This is a genomic window from Pseudonocardia sp. CA-107938, assembly GCF_050936315.1.
GTDB lineage: Bacteria > Actinomycetota > Actinomycetes > Mycobacteriales > Pseudonocardiaceae > Pseudonocardia.
Genome location: NZ_JBNJNA010000001.1, coordinates 1,863,469 through 1,875,798, shown reverse-complemented (window position 1 = coordinate 1,875,798; position 12,330 = coordinate 1,863,469). Strand labels below are relative to the sequence as shown.

The window sequence follows — 12,330 nt, the reverse complement described above, 5'->3', positions numbered from 1 at the left end:
CTCGGTCCTAGACTCGCCGCCGTGAGCGCCCCCACCCGCCGGGCCCCGAACGACCTGCTGGTGCACCTGCGGCGCGCCCACGACCACATCGACCGGCACTACACGGAGCCGCTCGACCTCGCGACGATCGCCGCGGTCGCCGGGATCAGCAAGTACCACTTCCAGCGGCTGTTCACCGCCACCTACGGGGTCTCTCCCGCGGCCCACCTCTCCCGTCGGCGCGTGGAGCGCGCGCAGGACCTCCTCCGCGCCACCAACCTCACCGTCACCGAGGTCTGCTGCGCCGTCGGTTTCGCGAGCCTCGGCTCGTTCAGCAGCCGGTTCCGCGAGCTGGTCGGCGAGTCACCGAGCGAGTTCCAGCGCCGGTGGGCCGCCACCGGCGCACCGCACATCCCGGGGTGCTTCGTGTTCATGTGGGGCCTGGCCGAGCGGAGCAGTCGCGCAAGCGAGGAGAAGCCACCCGGAGCGACCGGGTCGTAGCGTTCCCCGCATGATCACTGCTGTTTCCATCGTCACCGTGTTCGTCAAGGACATCGACGCCGCCAAGGCCTTCTACGTCGACGTGCTCGGGTTCTCCGAGCACACCGACATCACCCTCGGCGAGGGCTACCGCTGGTGCACCGTGCGCTCCGCGTCCCAGCCCGACCTGCAGATCCAGCTCACCGTGCCCGGCCCGCCCGTCCCCGACGACATGGCGGCCGCGATCAAGCGCGCCCAGGACGCCGGCAACATGTTCGGCATCGGCGTGAACGTCGACGACTGCCGCAAGACCTACGAGGACCTCGTGGCGAAGGGCGTGGAGTTCGTCCAGACCCCGCAGGAGCGCCCGTACGGGGTGGAGGCCGTGGCCCGCGACAACTCCGGCAACTGGATGGTGCTGGTCGAGTCGAAGCCGTACAGCCCGGCCGACTTCACCTAGAACCTCGGGTGCTCGCCCACCAGCTGGACGCGGGCACCGGGGGTGCCGTCGGTCTCCTTCGTGGAGCGACGCACCTCGCCGAGCACCCACGCCGGGACGTGCCGGGCGGTGAGGACGGCCAGCGCGCGGTCGACGTCGTCGGCGGGCAGCACGGCGACCATGCCGACGCCCATGTTGAACGTCTTCTCCATCTCTGCGCGCTCGACGCGGCCTCGGGAGGCGATGAGCTTGAACACGGGGGCCGGCGTCCAGGAGCTGCGCTCGACGGTGGCCTCCAGGCCGGCTGGGAGGACGCGTTCCAGGTTGCGGGCCAGCCCGCCGCCGGTGATGTGCGCGAAGGTGCGCACGCTGGTCTCGGCGGCGAGGGTGAGGCAGTCCTTGGCGTAGATCCGGGTGGGGGTGAGCAGCTCCTCGCCGAGGGTGTGCCCGAACTCCTCCACCTGCCCGCCCAGCGGCATGCGGGCGATGTCGAGCAGCACGTGCCGGGCGAGCGAGTAGCCGTTGGAGTGGAGGCCGGACGAGCCGAGCGCCACCAGCACGTCCCCTGGGCGGACGTTCTGCGGGCGCAGCATCTGCCCCGACTCGACGATGCCGACGCCGGTGGCGGACACGTCGTACCCGCCCTCCTCCATGAGGCCGGGGTGCTCGGCGGTCTCGCCGCCCAGGAGCGCGCAGCCGGCCTGCTGGCAGCCCTCCGCGATGCCCTTGACGATCGCCGCGATCTGCTCGGGCACGACCTTGCCGACGGCGATGTAGTCCTGCAGGAACAGCGGCTCGGCCCCGCAGACCACGAGGTCGTCGACGACCATGGCGACGAGGTCGAGCCCGATCGTGTCGTGCTTGTCCATGGCCTGCGCGACCGCGACCTTGGTGCCCACGCCGTCGGTCGACGCGGCCAGCACCGGCTCGGTGTACTTGCCGAACTTCACCGCGAACAGCCCGGCGAAACCGCCGATGCCGCCCAGCACCTCGGGGCGGCTCGCCTTCGCCGCGTACGGGCGCAGGGCATCGACGGCGCGCTCGCCGGCGTCGATGTCCACCCCGGCGGACGCGTAGCTCACCACCGGGCCTTCCGGCGTGGTCGGCGACATGACGGGCACTACTCCTAGCGTGTGGGGAGCTGGTCAGGGACGCTGCAGGGCGTCCGCCGCACCGTAACCGACGGAGAGCGGGCCCGGGTCCCCGGAGGCGGCCCCCGACACCGGGGAGAGCTCCAGGAGGTGCTTGCCGAGCCGGGCCTCCTCGGGCAGCGCGATGGGGTACTCCCCGTCGAAGCAGGCGGCGCACAGCCGGCTGCGGGGCTGCTCGCTGGCCGCCACCATGCCCTCGACGGAGACGTAGCCGAGCGAGTCGGCGCCGATGGAGCGGCGCACGCCCTCGGCGTCGAGGCTGGAGGCGATGAGCTCGGCGCGGGTGGCGAAGTCGATGCCGTAGAAGCACGGCCAGCGCACCGGCGGCGACGCGATGCGCACGTGCACCTCGAGCGCGCCGGCCTCGCGCAGCATGCGGACGAGCGCGCGCTGGGTGTTGCCACGCACGATCGAGTCGTCGACGACGACGAGGCGCTTGCCGCGGATGACGTCGCGCAGCGGATTCAGCTTGAGCCGGATGCCCAGCTGGCGGATGGTCTGGCTGGGCTGGATGAACGTGCGGCCCACGTACTGGTTCTTGACCAGGCCCTGCCCGTACGGGATGCCGGAGCCCTGCGCGTAACCGATGGCGGCGGGGGTGCCGGACTCCGGCACGGGGATCACGAGGTCGGCCTCCACCGGGTGTTCCTCGGCGAGGCGGCGGCCGATGTCGACGCGCGCGGCGTGCACGGAACGGCCGGAGATCGTGGTGTCGGGCCGGGCCAGGTAGACGTACTCGAAGACGCAGCCCTTGGGCTCCGGCGTGGCGAAGCGGGTGCTGCGCAGGCCGCTCTCGTCGATGGCGAGGAGCTCGCCGGGCTCCACCTCGCGCACGAACGAGGCGCCGACGATGTCGAGCGCGGCCGTCTCGCTGGCCACCACCCAGCCGCGTTCGAGGCGGCCGAGCACGAGCGGCCGGACGCCGTGCGGGTCGCGGGCGGCGTAGACCGTCTGCTCGTCGGCGAACACCAGCGAGTAGGCGCCGCGGACGCGCGGGAGCAGCCGGGCAGCCGCCTCCTCCAGGCCGATGTCGACGGCCGTGGCGGCGAGGATCTCGGTGATCAGGTCGGAGTCGGTGGTGGCGGCGATCTTCGCGTGCTGCGCGGCGCCGGACGCGACGAGCTGGGCGACCTCGTCGCGCAGCTCCGCGGTGTTGACCAGGTTGCCGTTGTGGCCCAGCGCGACCCCGCTGCCCGCTGCGGTGGTGCGGAACGTGGGCTGCGCGTTCTCCCACACCGACGAGCCGGTGGTGGAGTAGCGGCAGTGGCCGACGGCGAGGTGGCCGCGCAGCGACGAGAGCGTCTGCTCGTCGAAGACCTGGCTGACCAGGCCGAGCTCCTTGAAGACCACCATGCGGTGGCCGTCGGACACGGCGATGCCGGCGGACTCCTGTCCGCGGTGCTGCAGCGCGTACAGGCCGTAGTAGGTGAGGTTCGCGACGTCCTCGCCAGGGGCCCAGACGCCGAAGACACCGCATTCCTCGCGGGGCTCCGGGTCGGCCGAGACGTCGAGTCCGGGGGTGGTGTCGAGATCGTCGTCGAGGTGGCAGTTCCGGTCGGAACTCGTGCGCACGACACGCTCCTGGATGCGGCGACGGGTCAGTGAGCGCGCGGGTTGCCGCACGTCACCGCCCGAGCCTACGCCGGAACTCCCCCGGAACCCACTGACCGGGACCAGGGTCACCGAACCACCGGCCCTGCCCGACGTCGCATCCCAGCTCGGCGAGCCGGCGCACCTGCACGGGCGTCTCGACCCATTCCGCGGTGACGGACAGGTCCAGAGCGTGGGCCATGTCGACCAGCGCGCGCACGATCGAACGGTCCACCCGGTCGGGCGCCGGATGCCGCAGCCCCTGGATGAACGAGCCGTCGATCTTCAGCATGTGCACCGGCAGCCGGCGCAGCCAGGCGAAGCTGGAGTAGCCGGTGCCGAAGTCGTCGAGGGCGAAGCGCACCCCGGTCTCGGCCAGCGCGGTGAGCGAGGTGAGCGCCGTCTCCTCGTCGACGAGGACGGCCTGCTCGGTGATCTCCAGCTGCAGGTGGGTGGGCGGGAGCCCGGTGGTGGCCAGCACCTCCGTGACATCGTCCACCCAGTCGGCGGCGGCCAGCTGCACCGGCGACACGTTGACGCTCACGTACGGGGCCTCCGCGCCGAGCTCGTGCCACCAGCGGGCCGCCTGCGCGCACGCCTCCTCCAGCACCCAGCGGCCGAGCGGGACGATCGCGCCGCTCTGCTCCGCCAGCTCGATGAACCGTCCCGGCCCGATCAGGCCCTCGTCGGGGTGCTGCCAGCGCACCAGCGCCTCCGCGCCGCGCAGCCGACGGGAGTCGAGCGCCACGAGCGGCTGGTAGGCGAGCCGGAACTCGCCGCGCCCGATCGCGCCCCGCAGCCCCGACAGCAGCGCGAAGCGGGCGGCCTCGCCGGCGTCACGGCGGTGGTCGAACTCGACGCGCCGGCCGCCGCCGAGCGAGCGAGCCCAGGAGCACGCCACGTCGGCGGCCCTGGTCAGCTCGGCCGCGGTGGTGCTCGCCGTGGCCGCGTGCGCCACGCCGATGCTGGCCGTGACGCTGACCGGCCGCTCCCCGATCACGAACGGCACCGACAGGGCGTCGAGCAGGCGGTCGGCGAGGCGGACCGGCTCGCCGTCGGTGCCGGGGTCGGCCAGCAGCACGAGGAACTGGTCGGCGCCGGTGCGGGTGAGCAGGTGCGTGCCCGACACCAGCTGCAACCGGCCGGCGACGGCCATCAGCAGCCGGTCGGCGCCGGACGAGCCGAGGTTGTCGACGATGGCGGAGAACCCGTCGAGGTTCACCGAGCACACGCCGACGGTCTGCGCCCCGCCGTGGAACGCCCGGTGCAGCCACGTCTCGGCCTGCGCCTCGCCCGGCAGGTGCGTCAGGTGGTCACGGCCCGCGGCGTGGACGAGCCGGGCCGTGCGGGCCTGCCGCTGCGACACGTCCTCGACGAGCACCTGGACGTGGGTGGGTGCCCCGTCCGCCCGGTGCACGAGGGAGCCGACCATGTGCGCCCAGAACGTCGCGCTGTCGGGCCGCACCACCCGCACGTCGACGCGCACGACCTCGGCCTCGCCCTCGACGAGCCGCTGCCGCAGCCGCAGCACCTCACCCAGGTCGTCCGGGTGCACGAAGTCGGAGAGCGGGCGGTCGGGTCCACGCATGCCGAACATCGCGACCAGCGCGGGGTTCCCGACGAACGACGCCCCGTCGAGGGACATCAGCCCGACGGCGAACGCGGCCTGCTCGAACGCGGCGCGGTAGTACCAGCTGTCGAGGCCGCCCGCGAGGTCCACGGGCAGCGCGGCCGCACCGGTCGGGACCCGGGCGCCCAGCTCGCCGTAGGCGCGGGAGAAGCCGGCGGCGAGCTCGGCCAGCACGGCGGCCAACCGGGCGCGGCCGGACGGCTCCACGGTGCCCAGCAGCACGCCCTCCTCGGCACGCAGCAGGGTGAGGCTCGCGGCGAGCAGGTCCTCGGGGTCCGTGGCGCTGATCGTGGACCCGATGGTGAACAGGTCCGCCCCGATCTGCCGCCCGCACTCGGCGGTGAAGGGCTCGCCGCGCACGACGGTGGCGATGCGGCGCAGCACGGTCTCGAGCCGTCCGGCCAGGTGCGCCGAGCCACCGGCGGTCGCCGCCCACCGGGTCGCCAGCCGGACGAGCCGCTCGTCGGCGATCCGCGGCATCGGGGCCGTCGGTTCCGCCAACGCGTCGGATGCGTCGGCCGTGCCGTTGATGCGCGTCACGCGGCACCTGCCTCTCGCCCGATCGAGGGGAACCGAACGGGCCAAGTGTGGTCGCGGGGACGGAGCAACGCCACCGCGACGAGTGGCGCTTCACTCTACCGGGTGGGTCCACGTAGTGGCTCTGCGTGACGGAATGGACTGGTCAGAGCAGCGGTAACCAGGCGGCGATCTCGCCCGCCCGAGACCCGGAAACCGACACCAACCGTTCGGTGAGCGCGTCGTCCCAGCTCAGCCGCCCGACGGCCAGCGCGAGCCACGTGCGGGGGTCGGTCTCCACCACGTTCGGTGGGTTCCCCCGGGTGTGTCGCGGGCCCGCCACGCACTGCACTGCACCCATCGGAGGTACCCGCACCTCGACGCTGCGTCCCGGAGCCGCGGCGGCAAGTGCTGCAAGGCTCTCCTTCACCGCGGAGCGCAGCACCACCCGCTCCGGGACCGGCCCGCCGTCGAGCCAGGCCAGCACGGGCCCGAGCGGGTCATTCACGCGAAGAGCGCCGGGAGGGTGCCCTCCCACGCGGTGCGCAGCTCGGCGAGGGGCAGTTCGGCGAGGCCGGCGATCGCGAGGTCCGCGCCGCCGGTGGTGCCGATCGCCCGGGCGGGCACGCCTGCTGCCGCGGCCGCTGCGAGCACGGCGTCGACCTGCTCCGGCGCCGTCGTGACCAGCACGCGCCCCGCGGACTCGGCGAACAGCGCCACGAACGCGTCGTCGCCGGGCAGCTCGACGCTCGCGCCCTGCCCGCCGATCAGGCAGCTCTCGACGAGCGCCTGGGCCAGACCGCCGTCGGACAGGTCGTGCGAGCCGGTGAGCAGGGCGGCCGAGCCGGCCAGGAACCCGGCCAGCCGCTGCTCCGCGACCAGGTCGACGGCGGGCGGGCGGCCACCGAGGTGCCCGTGCACGACGTGCGCCCACTCGCTCCCGCCCAGCTCGTCGCGGGTCTCGCCGAGCAGGACGACCACGTCGCCGTCCCGCCGGAAACCGGCCGGGATCCGCGCCGCGACGTCGTCGAGCACGCCCAGCACGCCGACCACCGGCGTGGGCAGGATCGCGGTGGAACCCGTCTGGTTGTAGAAGCTGACGTTGCCACCGGTGACCGGGATGCCCAGCTGCGCGCAGCCGTCGGCGATGCCCCGGACGGCCTGCTGGAACTGCCACATGACGTGCGGGTCCTCCGGCGAGCCGAAGTTGAGGCAGTCGGTGACGGCGAGCGGCACCGCGCCCGACGTGGCGACGTTGCGGTAGGCCTCCGCGAGCGCCAGCTGCGCGCCGGCGTACGGGTCGAGCGCGACGAAGCGGGCGTTGCAGTCGGTGGCGACGGCGATGCCGCGGCCGGTCTCCTCGTCGACGCGGACGACACCGGCGTCGGCGGGCTGGGCAGCCGCGGTGTTGCCGCGCACGTAGCGGTCGTACTGGTCGGTGACCCAGGCGCGGCTGGCCAGGTTCGGCGAGGCGACCATGCGGAGGATCTCGGCGCGCAGGTCGGTCGGGCGCGGCAACGCGTCGGGGGTGTTCGCGACCAGCGCGTCCTGGCCGGCGCCGCGGGCGACCGGGCGCTCGTAGACGGGCCCGTCGTGGGCGACGGTGCGCGGCGGCACGTCGACGACGGTCTCGCCGTGCCAGGTGATGACCAGCCGGTCGCCTTCGGTGACCTCCCCGATGACCGTCGCGATCGTGTCCCACTTGCGGCACACGGCCATGAACGCGTCGACGTTCTCCGGGGTCACGACGGCGCACATGCGTTCCTGCGACTCGCTGGACAGGATCTCCGCCGGCGTCATGCCGGTCGCGCGCAGGGGGACGGCGTCGAGGTCGATGTGCATGCCGCCGTCACCGGCGCTGGCCAGCTCGGACGTGGCGCACGACAGGCCGGCACCGCCCAGGTCCTGGATGCCCACGACGAGGCCCGCGTGGTACAGCTCGAGGCAGCACTCGATGAGCACCTTCTCGGTGAACGGGTCGCCGACCTGCACGGCCGGCAGCTTCTTGCGCCCCGTCTCTTCACTGAACGTCTCGCTGGCCAGCACCGACACCCCGCCGATGCCGTCGAGGCCGGTGCGGGCACCGAACAGGATGATCTTGTTGCCGGCCCCGGACGCGAAGGCCAGGTGCAGGTCCTCGGTGCGCATCGCGCCCACGCACAGCGCGTTGACCAGCGGGTTGCCGGCGTAGCACGCGTCGAAGACGACCTCGCCGCCCACGTTCGGCAGGCCCAGCGAGTTGCCGTAGCCCCCGACGCCCGCGACCACGCCGGGCAGCACGCGGCGGGTGTCGGGCGCGTCGGCAGGCCCGAACCGCAGCGGGTCCGCCACCGCGATCGGGCGCGCACCCATCGCCATGATGTCGCGCACGATCCCGCCCACGCCCGTCGCGGCGCCCTGGTACGGCTCCACGTACGACGGGTGGTTGTGCGACTCGACCTTGAACGTGACCGCCCACCCGTCACCGATGTCGACGACGCCGGCGTTCTCGCCGATCCCCGCGAGCATCTTCGCCCGCATGGCCTCGGTGGTGGTCTCGCCGAAGTAGCGCAGGTGCACCTTCGACGACTTGTAGGAGCAGTGCTCGCTCCACATCACCGAGTACATCGCCAGCTCGGCGTCGGTGGGGCGGCGGCCGAGGATCTCCCGGATGCGCGCGTACTCGTCGTCCTTCAGGCCGAGCTCGCGGAACGGCTGCGGCTGGTCCGGCGTCGCGGCGGCGTGCTCGACGGTGTCGGCGGTGCTGACGGCAGGGGTCGTCACGGTCCGAGCCTACGTGCCTGGTCGCACGGCCCGACGCACCCCGGGCAACCTCACACGTCGCCGCGTGCCGCCCGCCGGATCGGGTCCGTCGCCAGGTACTCGGCGGCGACCTTCTTCGGCACCACCATCTGCCAGGCGTCGAGCACGAGCTCGCGCATCTCGTCGGGATCGAGGGCGGCGAGCCACGCCTGCACCCAGTTGAACCGCAGGTCGGACTCGCGCGGGAGGTGGAACTTGGCCGGCTCGCTCGCGACCAGATCGGCGCGCTCGGCCTTCGGGAACGCGAACCCGATCGTCCGCTCGTCGGGCGAGATCGCCAGGTAGACGATGCTGCGGATGCGGAATTTCAGCGAGTCGCGCACCATCGCGACCTCCGTGCGAGGCAGCGGGGCGGCGAACCGACGGATCTCGTCAGCGGTGACCGGCACGCGCCCATCCTGCCCGCCACCAGTGCCGCGACGCAGCCGCCGCCAGCGCCGCGCCGGCCACGTTGAGCAGCACGTCGTCGGCCGAACTGACGCGACCGATCGCCAGCACGTACTGCGCGACCTCGATCGCCACGGAACCGGCCGCCGCGATCGCGACCACCCGCCAGCCGAGCGGCCAGCGCAGCGGTGCGGCCGCGCCCAGCGCGGCGAAGACCAGCAGGTTGCCGCCGATCTGCTCGACGGCCGACGCGGCGCCCAGCTGGCCGGCGAGGTCCGCGAACGGGACGAGGTCCAGCGCACGGCCCGTCCCGCGCGGGGTGAGCACCATCCACAGCCACGGCAGCGTGCCCAGGACGAGGACGGCCTCCAGTGCGGGGTTGCGCCACCCACGCCGTGCGGCTTGCGCCCACACCACCAGCGCGGCCACCGGCGTGGCGACGGCGGTCGTGAGCAGGACCCCGCCCCACCGGTCAAGCACGGCCGAGGTTGTGTCGATCAAGGGCAGAACGTCGTCCGCGGAGATCAACAAGCGACATTCTGCCCTTGATCAACGCGCGCCTCAGGCTGCGGCCACCGCGCCGAGCAGCGACGTGAACAGGCCCAGGCCGTCCGTCGACGGGCCGGTCAGCTCGTCGATGGCGTGCTCCGGGTGCGGCATGAGCCCGACGACGCGCCCGTCGGCCGAGCTGATGCCGGCGATGTCGTGGAGCGAGCCGTTGGGGTTGCCCCCGACGTAGCGGAACGCCACCCGGTTCTCCGCCTCCAGCTGCTCCAGCGTGGCGGCGTCGGCGTGGTAGCGGCCGTCGATGTTCTTCACCGGCACGACGATCTCGGCGCCCGCGACGAAGCCGCTGGTCCACGCCGTGGCGGTGGTCTCGACGCGCAGGCGCTGGTCGCGGCACACGAAGTGCAGGCCGGCGTTGCGCAGCAGCGCGCCGGGGAGCAGCCCGGCCTCGCAGAGGATCTGGAAGCCGTTGCAGATGCCCAGCACGGGCATGCCGCCGCGGGCCGCGTCGACCACCGACCGCATGATCGGCGCCATGCTCGCGATCGCGCCGGCGCGCAGGTAGTCGCCGTAGCTGAACCCGCCCGGGATCACCACCGCCTCCACGCCCCGCAGATCGTGGTCGGCGTGCCACAGCGCGACGGCCTCGGCGCCGGAGCGGCGCGCCGCACGCGCGGCGTCGACGTCGTCGAGGGTGCCGGGGAAGGTGATGACGCCGACGCGGGTCATGAACGCGTCACCACCCAGTCCTCGATCACGGGGTTGGCCAGGAGCTCCCCGGCCACCTTGTGCAGGGTCTCGTCGTCGATCGAGTCGTCGACCTCGAGCTCGAAGTGCTTGCCCTGCCGCACGTCGGAGATACCGGAGATGCCCAGGCGGCCCAGCGCCCCGTGCACGGCCTGGCCCTGCACGTCGAGGATCTCCGGCTTCGGCATCACGTCCACCACGACTCTCGCCACGGTGCCTCAGCGTACGGCGAACATCGTTGCCGCCGGTCACCGCTGTCCGTGACGCTGCGCTCATGCGGTTGTTGATCCTCGGCGGTACCCGGTTCCTCTCCCACGCGACGGCGGCGGCCGCGCTCGCCCGCGGGCACGACGTGGTCTGCGCGGCGCGCGGCGAGTCCGGCTCCGTTCCCGACGGGGCGATGCTGGTGGCCGTCGACCGTGACCGCGGGCTCGGGCCGCTCACGGGCGAGCGGTTCGACGCCGTCGTCGACGTGGCGCGGATGAACCTGCCCTGGGTACGCGACGCGTTGACCAGCATCGATGCGCGGCACTGGACGTTCGTGTCATCGGTCAGCGTGTACGCGGACGACGGCTCGCTGCTCGCGCCGTTGGAGGAGGCCGACCCGACCGACCCGGAGGGCTACGGCGCGGTCAAGGTCGCGTCCGAGAACGCGGTCCGCGCCACCCACCCCGACGCGCTGATCGTGCGTGCCGGGCTGATCTGCGGCCCCGGCGACCTCAGCGACCGGTTCGGCTACTGGGCGGCCCGCTTCGCCCGCGGCGGCCGGGCCGTGGTGCCGGACGTGCCTGACCAGCCCGTACGAATCGTCGACGTGCGCGATCTCGCCGCGTGGATCGTGCGCTGCGCGGAGAACGGGACGGGTGGCACGTACGACGGCGTCGGACCGGCGACGACGCTCGGTGCGATGTTCGACGAGATCGCCGCCGCGGTCGGCGCGCCGGACCTGGAGCGGGTGCCGGTGCCGGCGGACACGCTGGTGGCAGCCGGGATCGAGCCCTGGATGGGACCCCGGTCGCTGCCGCTGTGGCTGCCCTCCGACAGCCTCGGCGTCGTGTCCCGCGACCCCGGCCCGGCCGCAGCCGCCGGCCTGACCTGCCGGCCCATCGCTGACACCGCGCGCAGCGCGCTCGCCCACGAGCAGGCGCTCGGCATGGACCGGGAGCGCCGCGCGGGGCTCTCCGCCGCGGACGAGCGGGAGCTGCTCAGCCGCGCTCGGGTGTGAGGTCCTGCCGGCCCACCACGCCCAGCAGCTCCATCCGCTCGGCGGTGTCGGTGCCCGCGGCCGGGGTGAACCACAGCAGCCGTTGCCGGCCGTCCTCGCTGAAGAGGTTGAGGCAGTTCACCTCCAGCACGCCCAGCGTGGGGTGGATGATCCGCTTGCGGTCGTCGCGGCGGAACGCGACGTCGTGCTCCTCCCAGAGGCGGACGAACTCGGGCGACCCCTGTTGCAGCGCCGCCAGCAGCGTCGACGCCTCGGGGTCGCGGGCGTCGCGCCGGGCCAATGCGGCACGCAGGTCGGCGACGAACGCGCGGGACTGGGCCGGGTGGTCCGCCTCCGGGTAGGCGCGGCGGCCGTCCGGGTCGAGGAACCAGCGGTGCACGTAGCTCGCGGCCGGCCCGCGGTGCACCGACTCGTCCCCGACGAGCGCCTTGGCCAGCCGGTTCTGCACCAGCGTGACGTGCAGGTCGGTGATGACCTGCGCGGGCGTGGTGGTGAGCCGGTCGAGGAGGTCGGACATCCCGGGGTGCACGTGCGAGGCCGGGCCGCCCTGCCGGGGCACCGGACGTCCGGCCAGGTGGTAGAGGTGGTTGCGCTCGTCGACGGTGAGCCGCAGGCTCCGCGCGAGCGCCGCCAGCATCTGCTCGGACGGCTGCGAGCCGGCACCGCGTTCCAGCTCGATGTAGTACTCGACGGACGCCCCGGCCAGCTGCGCCACCTCGTCGCGGCGCAGCCCGGGAACGCGGCGGCGCGGACCGGTGGGCAGCCCGACGTCTGCGGGGCGGATGCGGTCGCGGCGCGAGCGCAGGAAGGTGCCGAGCTCGGCGAGGTTCACCACCGCAGTCTGACCTCGCGCCCCGGCCGGAGACAGGGGGTGTCA

At 73.4% G+C, this 12,330-nt stretch carries 13 protein-coding genes; 3 read left to right on the top strand and 10 right to left on the bottom strand.

Annotated elements, in window-relative coordinates:
* Positions 1-21 precede the first annotated feature (21 nt).
* Both ACQEVB_RS09255 and ACQEVB_RS09250 read left to right on the top strand, forming a co-directional pair.
* Entirely contained in the window at positions 22-480 is a 459-nt protein-coding gene (locus ACQEVB_RS09255; RefSeq protein WP_432967499.1) for a helix-turn-helix domain-containing protein, read from the top strand.
* Positions 481-490: 10 nt separating this feature from the next.
* Positions 491-919: a VOC family protein gene (locus ACQEVB_RS09250; protein ID WP_432967496.1), complete on the top strand. Its 429-nt coding sequence runs from the start codon at positions 491-493 to the stop codon at positions 917-919.
* On the opposite strand, the gene purM is transcribed toward ACQEVB_RS09250, so the two are convergent.
* The 9 genes from purM to purS all read right to left on the bottom strand — a co-directional run bounded on the left by purM (position 916) and on the right by purS (position 10,440).
* Positions 916-2,010 (bottom strand): phosphoribosylformylglycinamidine cyclo-ligase, encoded by a 1,095-nt coding sequence (purM, locus tag ACQEVB_RS09245; protein ID WP_432967493.1) that lies wholly within the window; start codon positions 2,008-2,010, stop codon positions 916-918. The genes ACQEVB_RS09250 and purM overlap by 4 nt on opposite strands.
* A 33-nt stretch (positions 2,011-2,043) precedes the next feature.
* The gene (gene purF / locus ACQEVB_RS09240; RefSeq protein WP_432967490.1) at positions 2,044-3,621 is read right to left on the bottom strand and encodes an amidophosphoribosyltransferase; all 1,578 of its coding nucleotides are present in this window, start codon (positions 3,619-3,621) and stop codon (positions 2,044-2,046) included.
* Between the two features lie 52 nt (positions 3,622-3,673).
* Entirely contained in the window at positions 3,674-5,809 is a 2,136-nt protein-coding gene (locus tag ACQEVB_RS09235) for a putative bifunctional diguanylate cyclase/phosphodiesterase (protein WP_432967487.1), read from the bottom strand.
* Positions 5,810-5,951: 142 nt separating this feature from the next.
* Positions 5,952-6,293 carry a sterol carrier family protein gene (locus ACQEVB_RS09230; RefSeq protein ID WP_432967484.1) on the bottom strand — a complete coding sequence of 114 codons (342 nt, stop codon included), beginning with the start codon at positions 6,291-6,293 and terminating at the stop codon, positions 5,952-5,954.
* Positions 6,290-8,548 carry a phosphoribosylformylglycinamidine synthase subunit PurL gene (purL, locus tag ACQEVB_RS09225; RefSeq protein WP_432967481.1) on the bottom strand — a complete coding sequence of 753 codons (2,259 nt, stop codon included), beginning with the start codon at positions 8,546-8,548 and terminating at the stop codon, positions 6,290-6,292. The genes ACQEVB_RS09230 and purL overlap by 4 nt, the downstream gene beginning before the upstream one ends.
* A 50-nt stretch (positions 8,549-8,598) precedes the next feature.
* Positions 8,599-8,976, bottom strand: a complete 378-nt coding sequence (locus ACQEVB_RS09220) for an MmcQ/YjbR family DNA-binding protein (RefSeq protein ID WP_432967478.1) — start codon at positions 8,974-8,976, stop codon at positions 8,599-8,601.
* Positions 8,960-9,475 carry a VanZ family protein gene (locus ACQEVB_RS09215; protein ID WP_432967475.1) on the bottom strand — a complete coding sequence of 172 codons (516 nt, stop codon included), beginning with the start codon at positions 9,473-9,475 and terminating at the stop codon, positions 8,960-8,962. The genes ACQEVB_RS09220 and ACQEVB_RS09215 overlap by 17 nt, the downstream gene beginning before the upstream one ends.
* 60 nt (positions 9,476-9,535) lie before the next feature.
* Positions 9,536-10,210, bottom strand: a complete 675-nt coding sequence (purQ, locus tag ACQEVB_RS09210; RefSeq protein WP_432967472.1) for a phosphoribosylformylglycinamidine synthase subunit PurQ — start codon at positions 10,208-10,210, stop codon at positions 9,536-9,538.
* A complete protein-coding gene (gene purS, locus ACQEVB_RS09205; protein WP_432967469.1) occupies positions 10,207-10,440 on the bottom strand; it encodes a phosphoribosylformylglycinamidine synthase subunit PurS in 234 nt (77 codons plus the stop codon). Before purS ends, purQ begins: the two co-directional genes overlap by 4 nt.
* A gap of 62 nt (positions 10,441-10,502) precedes the next feature.
* On the opposite strand from purS, the gene ACQEVB_RS09200 reads away from it, so the two are divergent.
* Positions 10,503-11,453, top strand: a complete 951-nt coding sequence (locus ACQEVB_RS09200; RefSeq protein WP_432967466.1) for an NAD-dependent epimerase/dehydratase family protein — start codon at positions 10,503-10,505, stop codon at positions 11,451-11,453.
* Here ACQEVB_RS09200 and ACQEVB_RS09195 read toward each other — a convergent pair.
* Positions 11,434-12,285 (bottom strand): helix-turn-helix domain-containing protein, encoded by an 852-nt coding sequence (locus ACQEVB_RS09195; protein WP_432967463.1) that lies wholly within the window; start codon positions 12,283-12,285, stop codon positions 11,434-11,436. The two genes, ACQEVB_RS09200 and ACQEVB_RS09195, sit on opposite strands and share 20 nt — an antisense overlap.
* Positions 12,286-12,330: the final 45 nt, after the last annotated feature.